The organism is Bacillus sp. NTK071 (genome assembly GCF_017303315.1).
Lineage (GTDB): Bacteria > Bacillota > Bacilli > Bacillales > Guptibacillaceae > Guptibacillus.
In genome coordinates this window covers 535,125-561,354 of sequence record NZ_JAFKOI010000001.1, presented here as the reverse complement: position 1 = coordinate 561,354, position 26,230 = coordinate 535,125, and the positions used below count along the sequence as shown (strand labels likewise).

The following is a 26,230-nucleotide window of genomic DNA, read 5'->3' as shown; positions in this document are numbered from 1 at the left end:
CTTTCAATGCATATGTCATAAAGAGCTAATCTATTTAGAAGTTGGCCACAACATTTCACTTAGGTCGTGATAATTCGTTACATACATATCGGCACCTTCTGCATTATTCTGGAATAGACACGTTTTCAAACCGATTTCTTTCGCAGGAAGGATATCAAGCACACGATCACCAATCGCAAGATCGAGGTTGTGTTTACTATGTAAATAGCGATAGGAAGAAGCATCAGGCTTACGAGGATAGCCGTCATCACCTGCTACAAGGTCAGTAAAATAATGGTTCATTTTAAAATGATTTAGAATTGCTATTACTTCTTCTCGAGGCTTGTGCGTCATAATGACGTTCATTTCTGCTTTCTCAAGGATTTTTTTCAAACCAGTAAACGGTGGTTTATCTTCAGGTGATAACGCATTATCCATTTCACGAAACGTTTTTATTTGAGCTTCCGATAAATTAAAAACTTCTGTAGCATGATGGAAAGATACTTTTAATTCTTTTAAGATATCTTCTTCCTTTACTTCGGGAGGTACTAGCTCTTTCATTACTGTTGTAAAAGCTGGGTATGTATCAAAAAGAGTACCGTCGAAATCCCATAAGATTCTCATCGTGTAACCCCTCTCCTTTTTTATAAGTATAGAAAAGCCGCTCACATCGAGCGGCTCTCATAGTTAGAATTGTGTTTTCTCTTCTAGGAAGCTTTTTAGTTCGGAAATCGGCATTCTCTTTTGCTCCATTGTATCACGATCACGAATTGTAACCTGTTGATCTTCAACTGAATCAAAGTCGAAAGTGATCGCATACGGCGTACCAATCTCATCGTGGCGACGGTAACGTTTACCGATCGAACCTGCTTCATCATAATCAACCATAAAATATTTAGATAGTTCAGCATGTACTGCTCTCGCTTCTTCAGAAAGCTTCTTAGAAAGTGGGAAAACAGCTGCCTTGAACGGTGCAATAGCAGGATGGAAGTGCATCACGCTTCTTGATGTTCCGTCTTCAAGTTCTTGTTCTTCATATGCTTCAATTAAGAAGGCGAGTGTTACACGATCCGCTCCAAGGGAAGGTTCGATACAATATGGAACGTACTTTTCACCTGTTTGTTGATCATGATACGTAAAGTCTTCATTTGAATGTTGCATATGCTGCTTAAGGTCATAGTCTGTTCTTGAAGCTACGCCCCATAGTTCTCCCCAACCAAACGGGAATTTGTACTCAATATCTGTTGTCGCATTACTATAATGTGATAATTCGTCCTCTGCATGCTCACGAAGACGAATGCTATCTTCACTTACACCTAGATTAAGGAGCCAGTTCTTACAATATTCTTTCCAGTAGTCGTGCCATTCCAGTTCGTCCCCAGGTTTACAGAAGAATTCTAGTTCCATTTGCTCGAATTCACGTGTACGGAAAGTAAAGTTACCTGGTGTAATTTCATTACGGAAGCTTTTACCGACTTGAGCAATTCCAAAAGGAACTTTCTTTCGCATAGAACGTTGAACGTTTTTGAAGTTCACGAAAATACCTTGTGCTGTTTCAGGGCGAAGATAAATTTCACTTGTGCTCGACTTTGTTACACCTTGATGAGTTTTGAACATTAAATCAAACTGGCGAATTTCTGTGAAATCATCGCTACCACATTCAGGACATGTAATATTATTTTCTTTAATTAAACGACCCATTTCTTCAAATGAAAGACCGTCTGCAATCATTTCATCTGTATCAGTCGATAATGCATCCTCAATCAGTTTATCTGCACGATGGCGTGTTTTACAGCTTTTGCAATCAATCAAAGGATCATTAAAATTACCCAAATGCCCTGAAGCTTCCCATGTTTTCGGGTTCATTAAAATCGCTGCATCAAGTCCGCTGTTATACGGTGACTCCTGTACGAATTTCTTCCACCATGCACCCTTAATGTTGTTCTTAAGTTCCACACCAAGTGGACCATAATCCCAAGTATTCGCAAGACCACCATAAATATCAGACCCTGCAAAGATAAACCCTCTGTGTTTCGATATAGATACAATTTGTTCCATTGTAATACTCATGTCAATCTCTCCTTTTATTCATGCTCTTCAATTATAAAAAGCTCCCGACCCATGGACAGTAATTGTCCAGGGACGAGAGCTTGTGCACCCGCGGTTCCACCCTAGTTAATGTACAAAGAAAGTACATCCACTTTAAGAATGCCAACTCCAGACTGCCGTTTCACCAGATTTTTTTCAGGCTTTCACCATCCCTGAATCGCTAGTAAGAAATCTCCTGGTTACTATCTGTCCTTCACAGTTGTACGTTTTATGTATGCAATTGATAAGACATATGATACAAAAAATGAGTACCTAAAGTCAAGGGATTTCAATTGCATCGTCTCGTTACTTATAATGACCAAAAAAAGAACGATCTATTGATCGCTCTTTTCATTTATGTAATCTCGTCGTTGTTGGTTTATTATATTGTCTTAAAAATGCTTGAATCTCATTCTTTTGGAGTCCCAGTTCTCTGGCGGCTCTCATTAAAACAACCCATTCTTGATCAAGTACTTTAGTAGACATTATCTTGGCCACGGCCATTCTCCTCATCCTCCTTCGTAGGTTTTCCAGGAGGACCAGCCGTCATCGTTGGAATCTCCAACATTAGACCTGTGTCTTTGCGTCCCACCCTTTCAGATGGTTTGCCTTTTTCTGGAGAGTTCAGAAATGACACACTCCAACAACATTCCAATTAATCTAGCATTATTAGTGAAATTCACCCGTATTAAAAGAACATTGAGGTTATATGCTACTAATATACCAGTAATTCATTTAAAATTCAAAATATTTTAATTATTATTTCGAAAAAAATATGTTCTAACATGAAGGTATTTTTTTCATACCCTAATAAGGACTATACTACTATTATAAAGGAAGTATTCTAATGAATAGAAATCAAATCGGCACTGCTTGGAGTGGCACACATGTTGTCATTATTCGCTGTTCACAAGACACGAATAAAGTAATTTCGTTTTTTAGTAGTCTTCATGCCCCGACAGAACCACTCCACCCATTATGTACGGAGACCTTATCAATCTACTTAAGTATTGGCTACAACATTTCGTTCGTCCATTCACTTCCAGAAGGCACAATCGAATATATTTTAACAAAATAAAGAGAGGGATCCCCCCTCTCTTTATTTAAATTGACTTAAGTAATCTTTTACTTGATCAGGGTTCTTCGTATTAGCACTGTGAAGATGGCCAATTTTTTTACCTTCTTTATAAATAAGAAGGCTTGGGATTCCCATTACGTCATTTTCCTCCGTAATTTCAGGAAATTGTTCAATATCAATTTGAGCCCATTTCTTATCATCATGTTCTGTCATAATATCATCAATAAAAAAATCAAGACGCTTGCAGTCAGGACACCAATTTGCCTCATATTTCAAGACTGATACATTCGTATCGTTAATAAATGATTGATAAGAATCATTTGTTTCAATTTTTTTCATGTTCATCTCTCCTTTGAAACTAGCGTTTACCACAATTATACCGAAATACTCTCCTGTTGTCTTTAAAGAGACCCCTTTACAAAACACTTAGATAATGAAGACTAAATAATTCTTCTGGATCTGTCCACGTCTTTTCTAGAATAAAACCAGAAGCAGATGCAAGATTATGAAACTCACTGATACTGTACTTATATGAATTTTCAGTATGGATGGTCTCATGATTTTTAAATGGAATCGTTACATTTCCAATGGTAACAATCTGATCCTCCATACTAACAAGATGCATTTCAATCCTACCCATCACTGCATTGTAATAAGCATAATGTTCGAACTGATTAAGATTAAAATTCGCCCCAAGTTCACGATTCAAGTGTGTAAGCATGTTCAAATTAAATTTAGCTGTTATGCCCTCATTATCATTATAAGCGTTATGAAGTATTCTAGGAGGTTTCTTAACATCAACTCCAATTAATAAGCCATCTCCGGATGACAGTAAGTTAGAGATTGTTAAAAGGAAGTTCTGGGCTTCTTTTTTCTCAAAATTCCCGATCGTTGAACCTGGAAAAAAGACCGTCTTTTTTTTCGTTGAATCAATAAATTCGTTAGGAAGATTGAGCTGATCTGTATAATCAGCTACTATGCCAGTAACTTGAATATCAGGATAGTCAAATGAAAGTTGTTCAGAAGATTCTATTAGAAATGATTTCGAAATATCAATTGGTACATACTCATGAATCATACCTGATTCAAGCAGTAACCTAATTTTCCTACTTGCACCACTACCGAATTCAATAACAGTCGAGCCAGAACCGATATGTCTTAAAATCTCATCAAGCGAGTGTTCTATAATCGAAAGTTCAGTTCTAGTTGGGTAATATTCTTTAAGTTGGGTTATTTGCTCAAACAACTCCGAACCATATTTATCATACAAAAACTTAGGCTGCAATGACTTTTTTGAAGCAGTTAAACCTTCAATAGCTTCGTTAAACCGATTGTTCTGTTCATTAAGCTGATCAATGATTCGCATATTGCTTTGAGTTTTAATCATTCAACATCTCCTGCAAGACGAATTCCAGTAAACTGCCAGCGTTTATCAGGAGCAAAGAAATTCCTATAGGTAGGACGTATATGAGATTGAGAGGTTACACAAGATCCGCCTCGTAAAATCATTTGGCTACTCATGAATTTAGCATTGTATTCACCCAATGCTCCATCAAGTGGTTTGTTTCCCGGATACGGCATGTATGGACTTTTTGTCCATTCCCAAACATCTCCATATGCTTTTTGTAGCTGTCCTTCATCGTTTTTAACTGAAGCAACAGGGTGATAGACACCATCTTCTACAAAGTTCCCTGTTATAGGCTGATCTCTCACTGCAACTTCCCATTCTGCTTCTGTGGGAAGACGTTTACCTACCCAGCTTGCATATGCTTCTGCTTCATAATAGCTAATATGCGTAACTGGTTCTTCCCTATTTACAGGGACCAAACCATGAAGGGTAAAATTATACCATTCTCCATCTTTTTTCTCCCAGTGTAAAGGTGCTTCCCAATTTTGATTCTTTACTGTTGACCAACCATCAGATAACCAGAATTCAGCTCGCTGATACCCACCATCTTCAATAAAGGCAAGATACTCACCATTGGTCACCGTTCTCGTGGCAAGTTCAAACGGTTCTAGCCACACTTTATGTACGGGACGTTCATTATCGAAAGAAAAGCCGTCCTCTTCATTAATACCAGTTTCGACAAGTCCTCCTTCAAACGATACCCATTCTAAAGGAGAAGCTTTGCCATCAGAATTCATTTCAAGTTCTCGGTAAACTGGTTTTAAAGGATTTATTGAAAAGTTATATTTGATGTCAGTCATAAGTAGCTCTTGATGCTGTTGTTCATGATTTAATCCAATTTCAATTAACCCTGATATATCAACTAGCTTCTTTTCGTCGGCTTCTATGATCAACCTTATTACTTCTTCATCAATATCTTTACGGTAACTCCTTACCTTCTCGATACTTGGTCGACTCAAAAGCCCTCTAGAATGTCTTGGAAAGAAACTACCTACACTTTCGTAATAAGAATTAAATAAGTAATCGAATTCTTCATGAAAGGAACGGTAACTTTCGCAGTATTCTTTTAGAATAAAAGTCTCGAAAAACCAAGTTGTGTGAGCCATGTGCCATTTTGGAGGACTTACATCTGGAATAGATTGGATCGTATAGTCCTCCGTTTCGAGTGGTTCTACTAATTTATTTGTCATCATTCGTATCGTTTCGTATGAATGGAGCAATTGATTTCTTAACTCAGTAGTTTGAATAGATTGTTGTACCATGTGTTCCTCCCTGAATAGTAATAGTATAATGAACATCAAATTTTACCCGGTTTATTCTAAATTAAACATTCATAAGCATATTCCTGTTTCCACTAGTTCTTTTCTAACACTTTATGCCCTTCTGTATTCGGATGAATGCCATCAATAATAACTCTCCCTCTCTTCCATAGCTATTACATGGTGCGTCTTCCTTGTAGAAAAGGGTGAATCGTACCATAAGAAAAGACGCTACTTTATCGTAGCGTCTTTTCTTACCCCTCGATCTAAGGTGCCATTTTACCATCAGAATCTTTTTGGTTATCTTTTTTACCCTCAAGTTTATCCCACTTGATTGGTCTATTAAGATTTAACTTCTTTTTTAAGTTCAATAAGCAGTTGAAATGACCAACATACCATTTATCGAACTTAACCATATGAATGGTTTCCCAGTCCCTCATCTCCTTCGTACATCCATCACAATGTATTTCCATTGGAAGGCACTTCCTGTCTTAAGTATTTTCTTTATTTATATTCAAGAGATCTATAATGTGATTGGTCATCTGTACGAAAAAGGCGCATCCACTTGGATGCGCCTCGGTAAATTACTTAAGATTCTCAGGATTTAACGCCTGAAGTGCCTCGGGGACAAACTTTCCATCTTTACGAATCAATTCATCGTCGAACCAGATTTCACCACCACCATATTCAGGGCGCTGAATTAAAACGAGATCCCAGTGAACGGAAGAGTCGTTACCATTTGGAGCTTCATCATATGCTTGTCCAGGTGTGAAGTGGAATGAACCATCAATCTTTTCATCGAAAAGGATATCTTTCATTGGCTCGCGGATGAATGGGTTAACTCCAATAGCAAATTCACCGATATAACGTGCGCCTTCATCCGTATTAAGAATTTGATTTAAACGTTCAGTATCATTTGCCTCTGCATCTATCACTTTCCCATTTTCAAACGTAAGCTGAACATCTTCAAAAACGAAACCATTGTATGGAGATGGTGTGTTATAAGTAATAACGCCATTTACGCTATCCTTAACTGGAGCAGTAAATACTTCACCATCTGGGATATTAAGTTGTCCTGCACATTTGACTGCAGGGATATCTTTAATTGAGAAACTCAGATTAGTATCCGGAGAAACGATTCGAACTGAATCTGCTTTATTCATGCGCTCAACAAGCGCATCCATGGCTTCACTCATTTTCGCGTAATCCATCGTACATACTTTAAAATAAAAATCTTCGAACGCTTCTGTACTCATACCAGATAGCTGCGCCATCGATTCATTAGGATATCTCATTACAACCCACTTTGTATGCTTAACACGCTGGTTGCTATGAACTTTTGTTTTATAAATTTGATTATATAAAGCCATTTTTGCTTCAGGTACGTCAGATAGTTCATTGATATTCTCAGATCCACGTATCCCAATATATGCATCCATTTTCTCCATCTGATTTAAGTCCATCTCTGCCCACTGTGAAATTTGCTCTTCAGTCGCATTCATCAACAATTCACGAATGATCTGGTTATCTCGTAAATTAACGTGTGGAAATCCCCCTACCTTATGTACTTCTTTTACGATACTTCTTACAAGGGTATTATCCACATCAAATGCTTCAATTAGAACGTGTTCACCAGGTTGGATTTCAGTTGAGTATTGAACAAGTTTCTGTGAAAATTCTATAATACGAGAATCAATCATATTCTCCCTCTTTTCTTAAAATATAATAGCTTCATTCATTATACGCTTTAAAGAACCCTTTCTTCAAACAATAGAAAACCGGGCATAAGCCCGGTTTCTCTTTACTTAATATCTTGATTGTACTCCATGTAGATCACGTGGGTTTTTAAATATTCATTCAAGCCGTGCTTACCATCTGCGCCACCAATTCCTGATTGACCCATTCCGGCATGGAAACCTTGAACGGCTTCAAAGTTCTCACGGTTTACATATGTTTCACCATAACGAAGCACATTAGACGCCTTCATAACTTCATGCATGTTGTCACTAAAAATAGATGAAGAAAGTCCATATTTCGTATCATTCGCAGCTTCTAAGACTTTATCAAAATCACTATAGACAACGATTGGTAGTACTGGACCGAATATTTCCTCTTGAATGACATTCATGTCTTGGGAAACATCTGTTAGGACTGTTGGCTCAAAGAAAAAGCCTTTTTCTCGATCGATTCGCTTTCCACCAGTCTTTACAACTGCACCTGCTTTAACTGCGTTGTTTACCATCTCTTCAACAGAGTCAATTTGCTGTTCATTAGCAAGTGGTCCAATGTCACAGCCTTCTTCATTTAAAGAATCACCGACTTTTGTATTCTTGAAGGATTCAGTAATTTTTGAAATGAATTCTTCTGCCACATCTTCATGTACATATACTCGCTCCGCGTTCGTACAAGCTTGCCCATTATTTGTAATGCGTGAAGTTGTAATCTTCTCTACTGCAAGATCGACATTTGCATGTTTTGTTACGATGGCAGGCGCTTTACCACCAAGCTCAAGATTTACTTTCGTAATGTTCTTAGCTGCGGCTTCCATTACTTTAGAGCCTGCTGGATAACTACCAGTTAAACTTATCATTGCAACATCTGGGGATGACGCAAGTGGTGTACCAATATCTGAACCTTTACCAGTAATTAAGTTAAAGACTCCTTTAGGAACGCCAGCTTCATGGATGATACTTGCCAATTCACATGCTGTATTTGGGGTGTATTGACTTGGTTTAATAACAATAGGACATCCCGTAACAAAAGCTGGTGCAACTTTGCGTGCGAAGATAAACATTGGGAAGTTCCAAGGTACAATACCGCCTACGACCCCAATTGGTTTTTTGAATACAAGAATATTCTCATTTTGACGATCACTTGGAAGAACTTCGCCTTCATATCTTCTAGCCCAACCAGCCATATATCGGAAATAATCGATTGTTATTTCTACTTCAGCTTTGGAAGCATCCGTTGTTTTACCGTTTTCTTCAGTAAGCATTTTAATAAATGTATCTTTTTTATCTTCTATTTCACTTGCAATTGTTGTTAAGTATTCAGCTCGTTCAATAGATGGTTTATGTTCCCATTCCTGCTGTATAGATTTAGCAGCTTCGATTGCTCGCTCTACGTCTTTCTCGTCACCTTTAGGTATGCGCGAAATCACTTCTTCTGTTGCTGGATTAATAACATCAATCATTTCTTCAGAATTGCTTTTTGTAAATTCACCATTAATGTAGATTTGATAACTCTTCACTTGAAATACCTCCTACGCGTTAGTGGTGAACTCTTCCCGCGTTAGGAACATTCTTAAACATTTTGTAGCACATTCAATCTTTTGATGGCTTTCATGCACAAAAAAATCCTGCTTAAGCAGGATTATCAACTATTCTTCACGTTCTTCATTGGTAATTGTTTTGTGTCCAGTTGAAGCTTCGTGTGGAAACTTCGTTTGATCAGCTGTTGCAGGTCGCTTTCGCTCCATACCTTTTTTCTTATGATCAAAAGCTTTGCCTCTACCCATACGATCCCTCCTTCCATGTGGATAGTATGTCACCTGTCATAACCCATATTCGAAAAAAAATGATATACGGATGTATATTATCAGGTTCATTTGGCCATTATAATTAGTGAAGAAGGAAAACAAAAGTGCATAAGGAAAGACGGCATCGTCAATTAAGGAGATGGTCGCGTTGAACTACTCTGTTGGTAAAACAAGGCTCTAACAACTTTCATTAGAAAGAGGTGTCTCCAAAAGACAACTTCCGTTCTACCCCATCGCTTGTTTAGCAATAGCTAATAATTTCCTTCTTCATGGCCTTATCCATACGGATAGGGCCTTTTTCTATACGCTTTCCTTCACTTTTAAGTGATGATTAGCTAATTCGAGCTGAACTTTAATTTGTTCAGGTGAAGTACCTCCATAGCTTTTCCTTGCGTTCATAACGTTTGCAGGCTTCAAGATATCAAATACATCTTTCTCGAACAGTGGCGTGAAGGTTTGGTATTCTTGTAGCGTCAGATCCAGCAAATACTTCTGATGCTGTATGCTGTATAAAACGATTTTTCCAATCATTTCATGAGATTCTCGAAAAGTCATGCCTTTGTTCACAAGGTAATCAGCTATGTCCGTTGCATTTGAATAATCCTCATTCACTGCCTGCTTCATATTTTCTGTTTTCACTGTCATCGTCGCAATCATTGGCGCTAAAAGTTTTAGTGCTCCGTCTAGCGTTTTAGCTGTATCAAACATGCCTTCTTTATCTTCCTGCATGTCTTTGTTATAAGCGAGAGGCAATCCTTTCAGAACAGTTAGCAAACTGAATAAATTCCCATAAACTCTTCCTGTTTTGGCACGTAACAATTCAGGCACATCAGGGTTTTTCTTCTGTGGCATAATACTAGATCCTGTGCAGAAAGAGTCGTCAAGTTCAATGAACTGAAATTCCTGACTGCTCCAAATGACCATTTCTTCAGACAAACGAGACATGTGCATCATTAGCATCGAAGCATTAGATAGAAACTCAAGAATAAAATCGCGATCACTTACAGCATCCATACTATTTGGATAAACATCATTGAATCCAAGTAGCTCTGCGGTACGATGGCGATCAATTGGAAACGTCGTCCCAGCTAATGCGCCTGCTCCAAGTGGTAGCATATTTGTGCGCTTCAAGCTTTCCTTGAGTCGCTCCTTGTCTCGCTCGAACATCCAGAAGTAAGCAAGCATGTGGTGCGCAAAAGAGACCGGCTGAGCACGTTGTAAATGTGTATACCCAGGAAGAACCGTTTCCACATGTTCTTCAGCTTGCTTCACGATTGCCTGCTGAACAGCTTCGATATGTGAAATGAATAACTTCACCTTTTTCACAAGATACATGTGCATATCGGTAGCTACCTGATCGTTACGACTTCTTCCGGTATGAAGCTTACCTCCTACTGGACCAATTTCATCAATTAGTGCTTTCTCTATATTCATGTGAATATCTTCATGAGATACATCATATTCAAACTCACCAGATTGAATTTTCTCAAGCACGATATTCAGTCCGCGTTTGATTTCTAACATGTCTGCTGAGCTGATTACGCCGCATTCACTAAGCATCTGAACATGGGCAAGACTCCCTTCGATATCTTCCTCTGCTAGTTCCTTATCATACTGTATAGATGCTGTATATTCTTCTACGAGCTTATTCGTCTCTTTCGTGAAGCGTCCTCCCCAAAGCTTAGACACATTAACATCTCCTTATTGATGTACTTTTTGCTTTTTATGCACTTCCGCATTTACTTTTGTTGGTAGTCCCCATAACTTAATGAAACCTACCGCTGCATCATGATCGAAGAGATCTCCTTTAAGATACGTAGCGAGTTGTTCGTTGTATAGCGAATTCTCTGACTTACGGCCAACCACTGTATGCGTTCCTTTGTATAGTTTGATGCGAATCTTTCCACTGACAACTTTCTGTGTTTCGTTAATAAATCCTTCAAGTGCTTGACGAAGTGGCGAATACCAGAGTCCGTCATAGATGAGTTTCGACATCTGCTGATCAATCGTTGTTTTGAACTGTGATACTTCACGTGTATGTGTTAGAAATTCTAGCTCTTTGTGTGCATTAATTAAAATTAGTGCGCCAGGATTTTCATACACTTCTCTTGATTTAATACCAACGAGACGATTCTCAATGTGGTCGATGCGGCCTATTCCGTGATGACCGCCAATTTCATTAAGTTTCTCAATAAGGTCAACTAGCCCCATTTCCTCACCGTTCAATGCAGTTGGGCAACCTTCTTTAAAATCCACTTCAATGTACTCTGGCTCATCTGGTGTAAGATGAATCGGAGCGGTCCATTCAAACGCTGCTTCAGGTGCTTCAGCCCAAGGGTCTTCTAGTACCCCCGCTTCACAAGCACGGCCCCAAATATTTGCATCTATTGAAAAGGGATTATCCAATTTAACAGGTACTGGAATGCCTTTTTCTTCAGCATAAGCAATCTGTTCATCACGCGTCATGCCCCATTCACGAACTGGTGCGATCACTTTCAAGTCCGGATTCAACGCTTGAATCGAAACTTCAAAGCGAACCTGGTCATTACCTTTTCCGGTACATCCATGAGCAACCGCTGATGCTCCTTCACGTTCTGCCGCTTCAACGAGAAGCTTCGATATGAGTGGGCGTGACAGTGCAGAGGATAATGGATACTTTCCTTCATAAAGCGCATTTGCTTTTAGAGCAGGTAACAAATAGTTCTGAGCAAGTAATTCTTTAGCTTCAATCATGTATGCTTTAGAAGCGCCGACTTTTAGCGCCTTATCCTTGATCGTTTCGAGATCCTTCCCTTCTCCTACATCGAGTCCAAGTGCGATTACCTCATAACCGTATTTCTCTTCCAACCATTTTATTGAAATGGAGGTATCTAATCCTCCCGAATATGCCAGAATGATTTTTTCTTTCGCCATGCTAACCACTCCCTATCTTTGTATTAATATATATGATAACGTATATTTATTCAAAATGCATTAAAAATTTTTAACTTTTTAATAAAAGTTTTAAAAGAGCTTTTTGAGCATGAAGACGATTTTCTGCTTCCTCGAATACAACAGAGTGTGGACCATCAATGATTTCTCCTGTAACCTCTTCTCCTCTGTGTGCGGGCAGGCAATGCATAAAGATGTAATTTTCATTCGCGTTTATGCATAGCTCCTTATTAACTTGATACTGTTCAAATACTCCTTCACGTTCTTCTTGTTCTTCTTCTTGCCCCATACTGGCCCATACATCTGTCATTAACACGTCCGCATCCTTCACAGCCTCGAAAGGATTTTGGGTAACGTTAATAACTGCGCCAGTCTTTTTTCCAACTTCTTTTGCTTTAGATAAGATCGCTTCGTCTGGTTCATATCCAGGTGGACAGGCAATGGTAAAATGCATCCCAACTTTAGCTGCACCTTCTATTAATGAATGAGCCACATTATTCCCATCACCGAAATAAGCTGCTTTCAACCCGCATAACTCACCTTTACGTTCCATAATCGTAAGCAAATCGGCAAGGATCTGTGCAGGATGGTGTGTATCCGTCAATCCATTAAAAACTGGAATTGATGATGCTTTAGCAAAGCGTTCAATGGTCTCATGACCAAAAGTTCGAATCATAACACCATCAAGATATCCCGAAAGCACTTGTGCCGTATCCTCTATCGTCTCGCCTCTTCCAAGCTGAATATCTTTCGAACTTAAGAATAGTGCATGCCCTCCAAGTTGCAACATGGCTACTTCAAATGAGACGCGCGTCCTGGTTGATGACTTTTCAAAGATCATCCCGAGGACTTTCCCCTTTAGTTCCTCATGAGGTATGCCCTGTTTTTGTAACTTTTTCATTTCAACTGCTTCTTTTAAAAGGTAATGAATTTCTTCTGCTGAAAACTGATCCAGGGTAAGAAAATCCTTCCCTTTCATCCCTTCTTCAATTTCAGTATCTTCTTTCTGTATTGATTGAAACATCTAATCATCCTTTCTGTCCGATTGTATTCTTCTCCATCTGGTGCCAATCCTGAAGACTCATCACTTCCATCGTCTTTAATCCAGCTAAATCTAGAAGCTGAAGAGTGTCGATATGAGTAAAGCATGGAATTTTATAACGTGTTGCAAGCGCTCTGATTTGAAAGCCTGAACGTTCCTTTTCTCTTCCGGTCGTGGGAATGGATATAACAGCTCCAAGTCCTTCTTTCATCAATTTCTCTACCTCACCCAACTCTTTTTGAATGAGAATCGTCTGAATTCCTTTTTTGCTTAAATAATGAGCGGTGCCAGGGGTTGCAAATATTTCTACACCCTTTTCAGGGAGATTTGATATTACTTTTGACGCAGCTTCTTTATGTTCTTCACTTATTGAACAAAGAATTTTTGAAGGTAGTACCTCTGTATCCCATGTCGATAATACAGCTTTACTAAGCGCCTCCTCTTTGTTTCTTGCTATAGCAAGAACTTCACCAGTTGACTTCATTTCAGGTCCTAATACATGATCGACGTTTTTTAACTTTCCCTTTGAGAAAATCGGGAATTTCACTGTGTAATAAGGTTTTTCTTCTAAAAGCCCTGTTAATTCGAGTGAGTTTGGTTGTAGTTGAGACTTAATCGCCCATTCGACCATTGGGACATTGGTTACTTTACTCATAACAGGAACGGTTCGTGAAGATCTTGGATTTATTTCAAGAACGTAAATGATATCTTCATCAATCACAAATTGAATATTCATAAGCCCACGACATTCGAGTGCTCGTGATAACTTCTCAGAGTATTGGGTGATGACTTCCTTCTGTTTTTTCGTAATAGAAAGAGGTGGGTAAATCGCGGTGCTATCTCCAGAATGGACTCCCGCTCGCTCAAGGTGTTCCATGATACCTGGTATGGCAACTGATTTACCATCACAGATCACATCGACTTCACATTCAACGCCTTCCACATAACGATCAAGCAGAAATGGCCACATTTTTTTTGAACTTGAACCTAGCTTCTTCGTGTACTTTTTCAACTCATCTAAGTTCCGGAAGATAAACATATTTTGTCCCCCAATAACGTAAGATGGCCTCACGATGATCGGAAACCCTAGTTCTTCAGCAAGCTGCTCCATTTCATCAGCTTTATATGCCATTCTTCCTTCTATATATGGAATTGATAGTGAGTTCAACAATTGATAAAATTGATCCCGGTCTTCCACCTTATTGATGTTCTCAACTGGTGTTCCTAGAATCGGTACGCCTCGTTCATGAAGCTCCTCAGCGAGATTAACGGCTGTTTGACCACCAAATTGAACCGCTACACCAACAACATTCTCTTTCTCGATAACCGCAAGAACGTCTTCTAGAGAAAGTGGTTCAAAGTAAAGGCAATCTGCGATGCTGTAGTCTGTACTCACTGTTTCAGGATTATTATTCATGACCACTGCTCGGTACCCTAACTTTTTCACTGCTTGAGCCGCATGAACAGAGCAATAGTCAAATTCGACACCCTGACCAATTCGAATCGGCCCAGAACCAAGCACGAGAATAGCTGGATCACTGACCACCTCTAGTTCATCGTTTCCTAGAAAAGTGGAATAGAAGTAAGGCGTCACCGCTTCAAATTCACCTGCGCACGTATCGACTTGTTTCATTCCACGATTAATACCTGCATTCTTACTCATCTCAATAACAGTATCAATCGTTTTTCCGATAGCTTCAGCGATGAACGAATCACTTATGTTTAAACGCTTGGAGCTCAATAACAATTCTTCGTTCAGGTCGGTTATATTTTTCAACATCATTTCAGCGTCTACGATTCGCTTCACTTTATCAAGAAACCAGTTGTCAATCGCTGTAAGGGACTTTACGTGCTCTACAGAATAACCTCTACGAAAAGCTTCACTAATTAAAAAAAGCCTTTCGTCTGTAGGATGTTGCAGTTGATAATCTAAATTTTCTGTACTGACATTTTGGTAAAAATTTTTCGTTAATGAATAAAGACCATTTTCCAAGGAACGAATCGCTTTGTTTAAAGCCCCCTCAAAGCTTCGATCAATCGCCATTACTTCTCCTGTTGCTTTCATTTGGGTTCCAAGACCTCGATCACCTTCAGGAAATTTATCGAATGGGAATCTCGGTATTTTAACGACTAGGTAATCGAGCGCTGGTTCGAAAGCTGCAAACGTCGTTCCAGTAATAGGGTTTGGAAGTTCATCAAGTGTATAACCGATCGCACATTTTGCCGCCATTCGAGCAATCGGATAACCTGTCGCTTTAGAAGCGAGAGCTGATGAGCGACTTACCCTTGGATTAACTTCAATAATGTAATAATCGTTGGATTCAGGATTTAACCCAAGTTGAATATTGCATCCTCCAATCACATTAAGAGAGCGAATCACTTTCAAGGAAACATTACGAAGCATTTGATACTGGTAATCATTTAACGTCTGTGAAGGTGCAACAACAATTGAATCTCCGGTGTGAATCCCAACTGGGTCCATATTTTCCATGTTGCACACGATCATGCATGTGTCGTTTTCATCACGCATTACTTCATACTCAATTTCTTTCCATCCGAGCATGCTTTTCTCAATAAGAACTTGCGAAATTGGACTTAACGCTAGTCCTCGTTCCACAATCTCAAGCAACTCGTGATCATTTGCAGCAAAACCGCCTCCTTCACCACCCATCGTATAGGCAGGACGTACCATAATTGGATAACCAATTTCATTAGCAAAAGTTAAAGCTTCGTCTCCAGTTACAGCAATTTTAGATTCAGGTACTGGTTCTCCGATGTCAATCATCATTTGTCTGAACTTCTCACGGTCTTCGCCATTTTGAATTGATTCAACTGACGTTCCAAGAAGCTCAACGTTTAACTTCTCGAGAATTCCTTTTTCATATAGTTGCACAACAAGATTCAGTCCTGTTTGCCCTCCAAGTGTTCCTATAATGCCATCAGGTTTTTCCTTTCGTAGAATTTCTTCTACATAATCAATCGTCATTGGCTCCATATAAACATGATCAGCAATAGATTTATCCGTCATAATTGTTGCAGGGTTACTATTGATTAAGACGACTTCAATTCCTTCTTCTTTAAGAGCAAGACAAGCTTGCGTACCAGCATAATCAAATTCTGCTGCCTGACCAATGACAATCGGACCGGAACCTAGAATCACTACTTTTTTTAACTCTTTACGTAAAGGCATAATGCTGGTCTCCTGTTCTTGTAATCTGCTGCATAAAAACTTCAAATAAATACGCCGTATCTGATGGTCCTGCATGTGCTTCAGGATGGAATTGCACTGATTGGATGTTGTATTTCTCATGCGTCAATCCTTCCACCGTTCCATCATTCAAGTTCATAAAAGTTGTTTTGAGGCCAGTATCTATAAGACTATCTTGCACTACTTCATACCCATGGTTCTGAGAAGTCATATACACCTTACCCGTTTCTACGTGCTTAACAGGATGATTTGATCCTCGATGCCCAAACGAAAGCTTTCGAGTAGAAGCACCATGAGCTAGAGCTAGAAGTTGGTGACCAAGACATATTCCGAAAACCGGATACATTTCACTTATGATACGTATCGTTTCGTAACTTGCGGATAAAGCTTCAGGATCACCTGGTCCATTGCTTAAAACAACTCCATCGGGATTTAGATCAAGAAGCTGATCTAACGTTGTATTATAAGGAACAACAGTGACCGCGCACCCAATAGATTGTAGTGCCGTTAAAATTGACTTCTTATAGCCGAAATCAATCAATACAATATGTGGACCGTTATTTGGAAAATGCTTGAATTCTTTAACTGACACAAGAGGAACATACGAGTCACCACCATGCCAGTCGATCTCCGCTACTGGCAATTCGGTCAGTATTTTACCCTTCATCGTTCCATGATCTCTAAGCATCTTTACAAGAGCTCGTGTGTCCACTCCAGTTAATGAAGGGATATGTTTTTGCGCGAGTCCATTCGAGAACGAATTATTAGATAGGTAGTGACTAGGCGTTTCACATTGCTCACCTGTTACGACACCGTGAAGATGGAGATGCTCACTTTCACTATCAAAATCATTCATTCCATAATTTCCAATCTGTGGATAGCAAAAAACTATAATTTGCCCTGCATAGGAGGGATCAGTCACGATTTCCTGATAACCAGTCATGCTCGTATTAAAAACCACTTCTCCTGTGGCCTCGAGATCCCCTATTAGGACACCTTCAAACACCGCTCCGTTTTCAAGAGCGAGATAGCCTTTTTTCATTGCTGTTCACCCTCCTCCGCTGCCTGAAAAACTTCTGTTAAAACGTTCAAAAAGTTATTCACTTCTTCTTTAGTCACATTTAATGGTGGAAGGATCCGAAGTACTGAAGCACCAGCCGTTAAAACCAGCACACTTTTTTCTCTCAGTTTCGTCATATACGGTGCTGCTTCTTTCACTTCAATTCCAATGAGCAAACCAAGTCCTCTTACTTCTAATATCGATGTACACTGTTCTGAAATGTTTTTTAATTCACTTATAAGATAAGTTGATGTCTCGTTAACTTCAGGCAATAGAGAAGATACCTGCTTAACCGTTTCAACAGCTGCTGCTGATGCAAGAGGATTTCCTCCAAACGTACTCCCATGAGCCCCAGGACCAAAAGCAGATCCTACGCTTTCCTTAGCAAGCATCGCGCCAATCGGAAATCCTGATCCAAGTCCTTTAGCAAGTGTCATAATGTCAGGTTCAAACCCATATTGCTCATGCGCGAATAGGGTTCCCGTTCTGCCCATTCCAGTTTGAACCTCATCCACTACAAGTAGGATATTGTTTGACTGACAAATCTCAACAAGTTTTGAGACCCACTGTTGATCTGCCGGTCGAACACCGCCCTCTCCTTGTACAAGCTCAAACATGACAGCTGCTGGTTTCTGTTCCTCGATTTCTGCTAAACTCTCAAATTCATTATAAGGAAGGTAATGGAATCCTTCCAACATAGAACCAAAGCCTTCTTGCAAATTTGTTTGTGCAGTAGCTGAGAGAGATCCGAGCGTCCTTCCGTGGAATGACTTTGTAAACGTGACAATCGTTTCGTTGTCACTCCATTTTCTAACTAGTTTAATGGCCGCTTCGTTGGCTTCTGTTCCACTGTTACAGAAAAACACTTGATCAAAACAGCTTTTTTCGGTAAGCAGGTCTGCAAGCTCCTGTTGTTTCGGAATGTGATATAAATTAGAGCAATGCCAAAGCAGATCTAACTGATCTGTGACAGCTTTTTTTACTGAATTTGGCTGGTGACCGAGGTTACACGTTGCAATCCCTGAGGTGAAGTCTAGAAATTTCATGCCGTTTGCTTCGTATAGGAAGCTTCCATCACCTTTCACTGCAGTGATTGGAAGACGATTGTACGTTCTCATAATGCTAGTTTGCGAGGTTTCAGTTGGTGACATTTGTAAGCTCCTTTCGCACAATCCTAGTGCCTATCTGTTCATTAGAGACAGCTTTTTGTAGAGCGTTCTTTTCTCTTCCATCAAGAATAATCACGGAAGACACTTGATCAGAAAGGGCAGCAACCGCACCTTTCACTTTCGGGATCATACCACCTGATATTGTGCCTTCTTCTATTAACTTTGTAATCCTAATTTCATCTAAAGATCTAAAAACAACTTTTTCACCATTTATTTCTTTGTAAATGCCAGGAATATCACTCACAAGACATATCTCTGCATGTAATGATTGTGCAACAGCAGACGCAGCTTCATCTCCATTAATATTGAGCGAATTTCCATGGTCATCCATACTAATCGGAGAGATAACAGGTATGTAACCTGAAATAGACAGCTGTTCAATTAAAGATCGATCCACATGAGTCACTTCGCCTACTCGACCAAGCGCTTGATCAGTCTGTTTACAACGAAACATCCCTCCATCTACACCGCTTATACCAATCGCTTTCCCTCCAGCACGGTGGATGTTCCTGACAAGCAGCTTATTAATTTTACCGCTCAGAACCATTTCAACTGTATCAACCATTTGATCAGTCGTTACGCGTAATCCATCAATAAAAGTAGTCTCAATCGATAACTTATGAAGCATATGCGATATTTCTGGACCACCACCATGTACAAGCACTGGATAGATGTCATAAGATTTGAGTTTAATAAGATCCTGATAGAATTCGTCTGGAAGTTGATCTAAAATACTTCCTCCACATTTGATAACGAAATACTTCAATCTATTATGTTCTGTAGGAGGCATTGATTCTGACATAGTCATAAGTAAGATCACACCCCCATGCTGTCGCTTCTTTGGTTCCGTTACCCAAGTCAACATAAATATGAATGTTTTCATTTTCTAAGTAGCTCTTTGCTTCTTCTTCACTAAATTTAGTAGTTATTCCATGATCAACTACTTTAATTCCACCTAGTGATATGGAGAGCGATTCTTCTTGAACTGATTCACCGCTGTACCCAATCGCACAAACGATTCGCCCCCAGTTCGCATCTGTTCCATAAATGGCTGTTTTAACAAGACTAGAGCCTACAATCGATTTCGCTATTGCTTTAGCTCCATTATTCGTTTGTGCTCCCTTTACATGCACTTCAACGAGCTTAGTTGCACCCTCGCCATCTTTTGCAATCATTTTGGCTAATTGCTGACAAACAAACTCTAGTGAATGTAAGAATGTCTTCCAATCAGGATGAGTTGCTGACAATACCTTATTTTCTGCTTGACCGTTTGCTAAAAGAAGTACCATATCATTTGTGCTCGTTTCTCCATCTACTGTAATCATATTGTAGGTACGATCTGTTACCGTACTCAGTGCTGTTTGAAGTGCCTCCGTTTCCACTTTTGCATCTGTTGTAACAAAAGCAAGCATTGTTGCCATATTCGGCTTAATCATCCCTGAACCTTTAGCTGCACCTCCAATCGTAATCATCTTCCCGTCTATCTCGCATGTAACTGCAATTTCCTTTGTTATGGTATCCGTCGTCACAATGGCTTCAGCAAAATCACTTCCGCATGTCATTTCTTCGTAATTTGGAATTTGCTTTATTCCTTTAGCAATAGCTTCCATCGGTAAAAATTCGCCGATTACACCTGTTGATGTAACAGCTGTTTGTGCTTCTTTTATATCCATCACTTCTGCAAATTGTTTGCGCATTTCATAAGCATCTTCAAGTCCCTTTTTGCCAGTAAAAGCATTTGCATTTCCAGAGTTTACAATAATACCTTGCAGTAGTCCCCCAGATAGACTCTCTTTCGTTACTTTCAATGGAGGCGCCTGGAAGGTATTCAACGTGAAAACCCCCGCTGCAACTGCTGGAACATTCGACTTAATCCAGCCAAGATCTTTACGCTTTCGCTTTAACCCAGCATGAAATCCTCCTGCCTCAAATCCTTTTGGAGATGTAACTGTGCCTTCTGTTACCTTAGTAAAAAGTTCCTCACTTGCAGTTGTCATTGCCACAAAGTTCAATCCTTTCTATTCGTAAACTTATGGAAACACTGGTGAAAGCGTTAGACCTTCTGTTTCGGCAAAACCAAATCGTAAATTCATATTTTGAACAGCCTGACCGGCCGCACCTTTCATTAAATTATCAATCACAGATATTACCGTAACCCGGTTTGTTCTCTTGTCTACCGAGAAGCCGATGTCACAGTAATTAGATCCTGCAACGCCCTTTGGTGTTGGCCATTTTCCTTCAGGCATAATACGAATAAATGGATGATTTTCATAGAATGATTGGTATAGCTCAATCACTTCGTTAGTTGTTTTATCAGTTAGTAGATTCATATACATGCTACACATCATCCCTCTTGTTAGCGGAATGAGATGTGTTGAAAACGTCAGCTGAATTTCTTTTTCGATTTGCATTGAAAGCAGTTGTTCAATTTCAGGAATGTGCTGGTGTTTTCCAAGCTTATAGGCAGAAACATTCTCATTCACTTCTGAGAAGTGTGATTCAAGGCTTGTTTTACGACCTGCACCAGAAAGTCCGGATTTACCATCAATAATCAGTGAATTTGGGTCTACCCATTCCTGTTGGATAATAGGAAGAATGCCGAGAAGAGAAGCTGTCGGATAGCACCCCGGATTTGCAATCAAGTTCGCATTCGCAATCTCCTCTGGATAAAATTCTGATAATCCGTAGACTGCTTGCTTTAAAGCATGTGCAGGGGGTGATGAATGTTTATACCATTCTTCGTATAACCCATCTCCCTTTAATCGAAAGTCCCCCGACAAGTCGATACATGGGACTCCTCTCTCTAGAAGGGATGGAATGGACTTACTGCTAATTCCAGCAGGTGTAGCAAAAAACACGACATCTACTTTAGATGCTAGATCGTTAACATCTAGAGCATCAAATTCACAATTGTGTATATTCGTTAGGTGAGGGAATACATCATTTAGTTTAGAACCTACATTAGATGGAGATACGATCGTTTTAATTTCTACTTCAGGGTGTCCAAGCAATAAACGGATCAATTCTAGACCGCTGTAACCGCTGGCACCGACAATACCTGCTTTCACTAATTCCACTCCCTCTTTCTTTTCTTATTGTATGATTATACATACTAAAGAATATATATACAACAGGTTTCAGAAAATAATATATTTATTTTTGATTAATACATTACGTTCTACTGATAAAACTATAAAAGAACATGCTCAGCGTACTGAGCATGTTCTTGAAGAAGCTATTTTTTTGCAAAATCAAACGTTATTTTCTTTTCAGTGGAACTCCAAACAAGTGCTGCGTCAAACGTTCCTTTTTTACTTTTCAGTCCAATGATTACGTTTGTTTTGCCGTCTGTTAGTAGTTTCTTAGCATTGGTTTGGGAGATTGGTTTGCCAAGAATCCTTTTTGATATCGTAAACGGACATTTGGATTTTGAATAGTTGCTACAGCCATACAACTTCCCTTTGTCAATGACTTCAGATCCACATAGTGGGCATTCCCCAATTTTTTTACCTAGAGCCTTTTTGGAAACCGTAGAAGGTTCAATTTTAATATCCTTTAAATCCCACGTTCCAGAAGCTTCAATTGCATCCGACGTTAATTTAGCAGCAAGCTTTTTAACAGATTCCATAAAGGCTTGCGGAGAAGCATCTCCACTTCCTATTTGTTTCAACCGCTGCTCCCATTTCGCTGTCATTTCTGCACTGGATAATACGGCATTTCCGATTGAATCAATGAGTAAAATTCCTTTATCCGTTGCAAACACCTGGTTTTTTACTACGTCGATGTATTTCCGGTCTTTTAGCATTGTAATTATTCCGGCCCTTGTTGCTTCTGTTCCTAAACCTTCCGTATCTTTTAGAATTTTCTCAAGCGATTCATCCTCAAGATGCCTGCCTGCGGTTTTCATCATCGTAATTAACTGACCTTCAGTAAATCGTTTAGGAGGCTGTGTTTTCCCTTCAGTAACTTCTGCAGATACTACCTTACCATTTTCATCTTTTTCGATCGGAGGCAACTCTTCATCTTTTTGTGTTGAATTAATAATACGTTGCCAACCCTCTTGGATGCGAACCTGACCTTTAGATTGAAATAAAGCACGATCATCTACAAGTGTCATTAACGTTGTATAATCAACAATAGCGACTTCTTCATGTGCTGCTAGAAGACTTCTTGCGATTAAGTCATAAATTTTCGCTTCATCACCTGATAGTTTATCCATATTTGGAACCTGCTCAGTTGGGATGATGGCATAATGATCGCTAACTTTAGCTGCATTGACAAACCGTTTATCATCCATAATTGAATCACGCTTTAGAGGAAATAGATCTTTGTATGCTGACTGCTTTTGCAGTTTTGATAGAATCGACGGAAACTCTGCAGCCTCATCTTTTGTGACAAAACTAGAATCACTTCGGGGATATGAGATGATTCCCTTCGTATAGAGCTTCTGAGCAATGTCTAGCGTTTTTTTAGGTGAAAACTTATACCGTTTGTTTGCTGTCGATTGTAGTGATGAAAGTTGGAACAGAAATGGAGGCTTGTATTGCTTTCGTTCCTTTTTAACATCACTGGCTATACAGTCTTTGTCCTGACAAAATTGAGCGATTTTACTAGCCATTTCGGGTGATTCAATTCGAGTTTGGTCATCCTTAATCCATTTCCCGACAACAACTTTTCCACTGTAATTGAATGTCCCCTTCACTTCCCAGAATGGTTCTGATTTAAAATCCGCAATTTCTTTTTCTCTTTTTACAACCAATGCAAGTGTAGGTGTTTGCACTCTTCCTGCAGAAAAAACATCCTGTACACCCTTTTGTTTAAAAAGGAGCGTGTAGACACGGGAAGCATTTATGCCGATGACCCAGTCTGCACATGACCTCGCATAAGCCTCAAAATATAAGTTGCGCGTTTTCTCCTCATCAAGTAGTGCGTTAAAACCTTCTTTTACTGCTCGCTCAGTTAGCGAGGATATCCATAACCGCTTCATTGGCTTTTTACATCCCGCCTGATTGAGAATGGTGCGAACGATCAACTCTCCTTCTCTCCCAGCATCTCCGGCATGAATGATGGAGCGAACTTCCTTCTTATTCACTAATTCTTTAATAACTTTAAACTGCTTCCACTTTCCTTTTGTGACTTGATATTGAAATTGCTGCGGAATCATAGGTAATGTTTGTAGTGACCATTTCTTCCATGATGACTCATATGTTTCTGGTGGTACAAGTTCACAAAGGTGACCAACAGCCCAAGTCATATAGGCACCTTCTGGGAAATCTGGATTTGGTTTTATGTAAATATATCCTTGTTTCTTTTCTGACGGATAAGGCGCTGCGAGACGCGTTCCCTGATCTGGCTTTTCCGCGATAATACATACTGCTGCCAATCAAAACATTCCTCCCTGAACATGATGCGCGCATCATCTATTCTCTTTATTAGTATAGCGTACACTTGATCGCATTTGGTAGCATGTCTTTCATTCATGGGAAAAAGAAGTACCAATCCATAAGATCAGTACTTCACTTTACCACTATTAACCTTTCATATGAAAACTATCTTCTCGGATAACGTGATGTGTGGAAGATTCACTGCTTTTTTTCCTACGTTTGCGATAAGTATACGTATGCGTTAACCCATATACAATACTATTAACCGCTAGAATTGTTAAGGCAAAAGCCGTAACAGGGGCAAGAACCATCCAGGGAAAGGATGATACATATTGAAAGTTTTGTGCAATCAACCCTGCCCATTCATTGGACATAGAGAAGACTTCAATAGTAGCTTCACCCGTATCATAATCGTAATCCATAATTCGAATATCCGATCCACCAATAAACACATTCAGAAGACCGAGATGCGCAAAAACAATCAGCACCTGACCGACTTGTTGAATAAAAACAACAAATAATTTAGGGTATAGAAACGGTGCCATATGTTTGCGAAAAATTTGAAAATGACTCCCTCCCATCACTTTAGCACTTTCAATGAACTCCTTTTCTGCAATAAGATGAAGTTCATTTTGAACATAAAGTGATAAAACCGGAACGCTGATTAAGATAAGTACTAGCATCGGAAAAATCACTTTCGTTGATGTGTCATAACTCCAGCTGAAGCTTAAGATGACAGGTGCTATTAGTACGTAGGTAAAAATCGTTACAGGTGCGTAATGCAAAGCGTTAGCAAGACCATCTAATATTCTTCGGAATGATCCTGGAAGAAGGTACAATATATATCCTCCAACAAATGAAACGACCATTCGAAAAAATGCAACGAGGATGGATAAGCCTACCGTGAATTTTGCCCCCTCAAGAATGTTAAGCAATAAGTTTTTGCCATCAAGGTCACTACCTAGTGGGAATTTTGGTGACGGCGGAAAAGGAGCAAGTGCAACAGCATTATTGTTCTCATCAAGCAGAACTTTTTGGGGCTCTTGTGGATCGAAAAACAAACCATACAAGATGCTCCCAATAAGCAATAATACAATAAACAATCCACCGCCAAGTAAAGGTTTATTACGTAGTAACGATATCTTTCTCATATCAGCTCCCCCTTAACATGCAACCATCGCTCTAGTATCCATTGCATACAAGTAAAGAATAAAAAAGTAGGAATGAATATCATAAATAAGGCAATGGTTACAATTTCAGGGTTTAACACGCCGTGGTTAATAACAAACGTCATGAATCCTCTTACTTCAAAAATAACCTCAAGCATCACCAAATTTGCTAATGCAAAAAGAAAAATGCCTTTAAAGTGGTTAAATAACGTTAATATAGAATTTCTAAAAATATGGACCACTAAGATTTTGCTTCGCTTTAATCCTTTTCCTCTTGCTAGCTCAACATATAACTGCTGTTCCTCATCTTCAAATGAGACTAATAAGTATTTAAAGATGTATAAAGCAGGTAGAAGAGCTAATACAACAATCGGAAGCAAAATGGCTCGGTCATTGTATCCACTAGCAATATTAAATAGAAGAATACCTGATACTTTGTAAATCCAAATAATAGTCAATTGCGTAATCAATATAACAAATATGTCTGGAAGCGACTCAAGAACAAACAGGACTCCTTTAGGTAGAGCTCTCTTCTCTTTTGGAAGCAACATTGTGAGAATTGTGAGTAGGACTCCTAACACTAGTGCTAAGGTAAGCGAAGCCAAAAGATAAACCATTGATTGAAGATACGCATCAAAAAATTCAGGGAACAATGGTAGCTCTCTTCCTCGCTCGTAATATTGAATCGTATTATCAGTAAAAAGCAGGTTTAACATTGTCATCATGTGTTTTAAATATTCTTCAAAGTTGAGGACGATTGTATCGTAGATAAAAAGCGTATTTGTTAATTCCTTTCGATCTACCATTTTTAAGACGTCCAATTGCGATTCCATATTGAAAAGAAGGTAAGGAAGTGAACCTATCAACATGATTCCAATTGACGTTAAGGAAAATTGAATGAGTGAACGGACAGCGTA

The 26,230-nt window shown here is 39.2% G+C and carries 23 protein-coding genes and 1 riboswitch; of the genes, 1 reads left to right on the top strand and 22 read right to left on the bottom strand.

The window, feature by feature from the left end:
* Positions 1–30 precede the first annotated feature (30 nt).
* The 3 genes from JI666_RS02915 to sinI all read right to left on the bottom strand — a co-directional run bounded on the left by JI666_RS02915 (position 31) and on the right by sinI (position 2,571).
* Positions 31–603 (bottom strand): HAD-IA family hydrolase, encoded by a 573-nt coding sequence (locus tag JI666_RS02915; protein ID WP_206888746.1) that lies wholly within the window; start codon positions 601–603, stop codon positions 31–33.
* A 63-nt stretch (positions 604–666) separates the two neighbouring features.
* Positions 667–2,049 (bottom strand): glycine--tRNA ligase, encoded by a 1,383-nt coding sequence (locus JI666_RS02910; RefSeq protein ID WP_206888744.1) that lies wholly within the window; start codon positions 2,047–2,049, stop codon positions 667–669.
* 369 nt (positions 2,050–2,418) lie between these two features.
* Positions 2,419–2,571 (bottom strand): anti-repressor SinI family protein, encoded by a 153-nt coding sequence (gene sinI, locus JI666_RS02905; protein ID WP_206888743.1) that lies wholly within the window; start codon positions 2,569–2,571, stop codon positions 2,419–2,421.
* Positions 2,572–2,597: 26 nt separating this feature from the next.
* Positions 2,598–2,687: riboswitch (cyclic di-GMP riboswitch) on the bottom strand.
* Positions 2,688–2,914: 227 nt separating this feature from the next.
* On the opposite strand from sinI, the gene JI666_RS02900 reads away from it, so the two are divergent.
* Positions 2,915–3,145: a hypothetical protein gene (locus tag JI666_RS02900; RefSeq protein WP_206888742.1), complete on the top strand. Its 231-nt coding sequence runs from the start codon at positions 2,915–2,917 to the stop codon at positions 3,143–3,145.
* A 21-nt stretch (positions 3,146–3,166) separates the two neighbouring features.
* Here JI666_RS02900 and JI666_RS02895 read toward each other — a convergent pair whose 3' ends face one another.
* The 19 genes from JI666_RS02895 to JI666_RS02805 all read right to left on the bottom strand — a co-directional run bounded on the left by JI666_RS02895 (position 3,167) and on the right by JI666_RS02805 (position 26,119).
* On the bottom strand, positions 3,167–3,484 hold the full coding sequence (locus JI666_RS02895; RefSeq protein ID WP_206888741.1) for a thioredoxin family protein: 318 nt from the start codon (positions 3,482–3,484) through the stop codon (positions 3,167–3,169).
* Between the two features lie 76 nt (positions 3,485–3,560).
* Entirely contained in the window at positions 3,561–4,532 is a 972-nt protein-coding gene (gene egtD / locus JI666_RS02890; RefSeq protein WP_206888740.1) for an L-histidine N(alpha)-methyltransferase, read from the bottom strand.
* Positions 4,529–5,815, bottom strand: coding sequence for an ergothioneine biosynthesis protein EgtB (egtB, locus tag JI666_RS02885; RefSeq protein ID WP_206888738.1), 1,287 nt, complete (start codon positions 5,813–5,815; stop codon positions 4,529–4,531). The genes egtD and egtB overlap by 4 nt, the downstream gene beginning before the upstream one ends.
* 263 nt (positions 5,816–6,078) lie before the next feature.
* Positions 6,079–6,285, bottom strand: coding sequence for a hypothetical protein (locus JI666_RS02880; protein ID WP_048309524.1), 207 nt, complete (start codon positions 6,283–6,285; stop codon positions 6,079–6,081).
* A gap of 111 nt (positions 6,286–6,396) precedes the next feature.
* Positions 6,397–7,512, bottom strand: a complete 1,116-nt coding sequence (locus JI666_RS02875; protein ID WP_206888735.1) for an aminopeptidase — start codon at positions 7,510–7,512, stop codon at positions 6,397–6,399.
* A 101-nt stretch (positions 7,513–7,613) separates the two neighbouring features.
* Positions 7,614–9,062, bottom strand: coding sequence for an aldehyde dehydrogenase (gene aldA, locus JI666_RS02870; RefSeq protein ID WP_206888731.1), 1,449 nt, complete (start codon positions 9,060–9,062; stop codon positions 7,614–7,616).
* 129 nt (positions 9,063–9,191) lie between these two features.
* Complete coding sequence (locus JI666_RS02865; RefSeq protein ID WP_206888729.1) at positions 9,192–9,329, bottom strand: hypothetical protein; 138 nt, start codon at positions 9,327–9,329, stop codon at positions 9,192–9,194.
* Between the two features lie 321 nt (positions 9,330–9,650).
* Complete coding sequence (argH, locus tag JI666_RS02860; protein ID WP_206888727.1) at positions 9,651–11,039, bottom strand: argininosuccinate lyase; 1,389 nt, start codon at positions 11,037–11,039, stop codon at positions 9,651–9,653.
* Positions 11,040–11,051: 12 nt separating this feature from the next.
* Positions 11,052–12,263 carry an argininosuccinate synthase gene (locus JI666_RS02855; RefSeq protein ID WP_206888725.1) on the bottom strand — a complete coding sequence of 404 codons (1,212 nt, stop codon included), beginning with the start codon at positions 12,261–12,263 and terminating at the stop codon, positions 11,052–11,054.
* A 70-nt stretch (positions 12,264–12,333) separates the two neighbouring features.
* The gene (gene argF, locus JI666_RS02850; protein ID WP_206888723.1) at positions 12,334–13,305 is read right to left on the bottom strand and encodes an ornithine carbamoyltransferase; all 972 of its coding nucleotides are present in this window, start codon (positions 13,303–13,305) and stop codon (positions 12,334–12,336) included.
* A 4-nt stretch (positions 13,306–13,309) separates the two neighbouring features.
* Positions 13,310–16,513, bottom strand: a complete 3,204-nt coding sequence (gene carB / locus JI666_RS02845; RefSeq protein WP_206888722.1) for a carbamoyl-phosphate synthase (glutamine-hydrolyzing) large subunit — start codon at positions 16,511–16,513, stop codon at positions 13,310–13,312.
* Positions 16,500–17,573, bottom strand: a complete 1,074-nt coding sequence (locus JI666_RS02840; protein WP_206888720.1) for a carbamoyl phosphate synthase small subunit — start codon at positions 17,571–17,573, stop codon at positions 16,500–16,502. Before JI666_RS02840 ends, carB begins: the two co-directional genes overlap by 14 nt.
* A complete protein-coding gene (gene argD, locus JI666_RS02835) occupies positions 17,570–18,742 on the bottom strand; it encodes an acetylornithine transaminase (protein ID WP_206888718.1) in 1,173 nt (390 codons plus the stop codon). The genes JI666_RS02840 and argD overlap by 4 nt, the downstream gene beginning before the upstream one ends.
* Positions 18,729–19,568 carry an acetylglutamate kinase gene (gene argB / locus JI666_RS02830; protein ID WP_286170542.1) on the bottom strand — a complete coding sequence of 280 codons (840 nt, stop codon included), beginning with the start codon at positions 19,566–19,568 and terminating at the stop codon, positions 18,729–18,731. Before argB ends, argD begins: the two co-directional genes overlap by 14 nt.
* A complete protein-coding gene (gene argJ, locus JI666_RS02825; protein WP_206889287.1) occupies positions 19,531–20,757 on the bottom strand; it encodes a bifunctional ornithine acetyltransferase/N-acetylglutamate synthase in 1,227 nt (408 codons plus the stop codon). Before argJ ends, argB begins: the two co-directional genes overlap by 38 nt.
* A 33-nt stretch (positions 20,758–20,790) precedes the next feature.
* Positions 20,791–21,828, bottom strand: a complete 1,038-nt coding sequence (gene argC / locus JI666_RS02820) for an N-acetyl-gamma-glutamyl-phosphate reductase (protein ID WP_206888715.1) — start codon at positions 21,826–21,828, stop codon at positions 20,791–20,793.
* Between the two features lie 167 nt (positions 21,829–21,995).
* Entirely contained in the window at positions 21,996–24,143 is a 2,148-nt protein-coding gene (locus JI666_RS02815; RefSeq protein WP_206888712.1) for a DNA topoisomerase III, read from the bottom strand.
* 147 nt (positions 24,144–24,290) lie between these two features.
* Entirely contained in the window at positions 24,291–25,295 is a 1,005-nt protein-coding gene (locus tag JI666_RS02810) for an ABC transporter permease (RefSeq protein WP_206888706.1), read from the bottom strand.
* A complete protein-coding gene (locus JI666_RS02805; protein ID WP_206888703.1) occupies positions 25,292–26,119 on the bottom strand; it encodes an ABC transporter permease subunit in 828 nt (275 codons plus the stop codon). The genes JI666_RS02810 and JI666_RS02805 overlap by 4 nt, the downstream gene beginning before the upstream one ends.
* Positions 26,120–26,230 lie beyond the last annotated feature (111 nt).

Coding starts and splice junctions, on each gene's coding strand:
- JI666_RS02915 (WP_206888746.1), bottom strand. CDS start 603: ATGAGAATCTTATGGGATTTCGACGGTACTCTTTTTGATACATACCCA.
- JI666_RS02910 (WP_206888744.1), bottom strand. CDS start 2,049: ATGAGTATTACAATGGAACAAATTGTATCTATATCGAAACACAGAGGG.
- sinI (WP_206888743.1), bottom strand. CDS start 2,571: ATGGCCGTGGCCAAGATAATGTCTACTAAAGTACTTGATCAAGAATGG.
- JI666_RS02900 (WP_206888742.1), top strand. CDS start 2,915: ATGAATAGAAATCAAATCGGCACTGCTTGGAGTGGCACACATGTTGTC.
- JI666_RS02895 (WP_206888741.1), bottom strand. CDS start 3,484: ATGAAAAAAATTGAAACAAATGATTCTTATCAATCATTTATTAACGAT.
- egtD (WP_206888740.1), bottom strand. CDS start 4,532: ATGATTAAAACTCAAAGCAATATGCGAATCATTGATCAGCTTAATGAA.
- egtB (WP_206888738.1), bottom strand. CDS start 5,815: ATGGTACAACAATCTATTCAAACTACTGAGTTAAGAAATCAATTGCTC.
- JI666_RS02880 (WP_048309524.1), bottom strand. CDS start 6,285: ATGGAAATACATTGTGATGGATGTACGAAGGAGATGAGGGACTGGGAA.
- JI666_RS02875 (WP_206888735.1), bottom strand. CDS start 7,512: ATGATTGATTCTCGTATTATAGAATTTTCACAGAAACTTGTTCAATAC.
- JI666_RS02865 (WP_206888729.1), bottom strand. CDS start 9,329: ATGGGTAGAGGCAAAGCTTTTGATCATAAGAAAAAAGGTATGGAGCGA.
- JI666_RS02855 (WP_206888725.1), bottom strand. CDS start 12,263: ATGGCGAAAGAAAAAATCATTCTGGCATATTCGGGAGGATTAGATACC.
- argF (WP_206888723.1), bottom strand. CDS start 13,305: ATGTTTCAATCAATACAGAAAGAAGATACTGAAATTGAAGAAGGGATG.
- carB (WP_206888722.1), bottom strand. CDS start 16,513: ATGCCTTTACGTAAAGAGTTAAAAAAAGTAGTGATTCTAGGTTCCGGT.
- JI666_RS02840 (WP_206888720.1), bottom strand. CDS start 17,573: ATGAAAAAAGGCTATCTCGCTCTTGAAAACGGAGCGGTGTTTGAAGGT.
- argD (WP_206888718.1), bottom strand. CDS start 18,742: ATGTCACCAACTGAAACCTCGCAAACTAGCATTATGAGAACGTACAAT.
- argB (WP_286170542.1), bottom strand. CDS start 19,568: ATGACTATGTCAGAATCAATGCCTCCTACAGAACATAATAGATTGAAG.
- argJ (WP_206889287.1), bottom strand. CDS start 20,757: ATGACAACTGCAAGTGAGGAACTTTTTACTAAGGTAACAGAAGGCACA.
- JI666_RS02810 (WP_206888706.1), bottom strand. CDS start 25,295: ATGAGAAAGATATCGTTACTACGTAATAAACCTTTACTTGGCGGTGGA.
- JI666_RS02805 (WP_206888703.1), bottom strand. CDS start 26,119: ATGGTAGATCGAAAGGAATTAACAAATACGCTTTTTATCTACGATACA.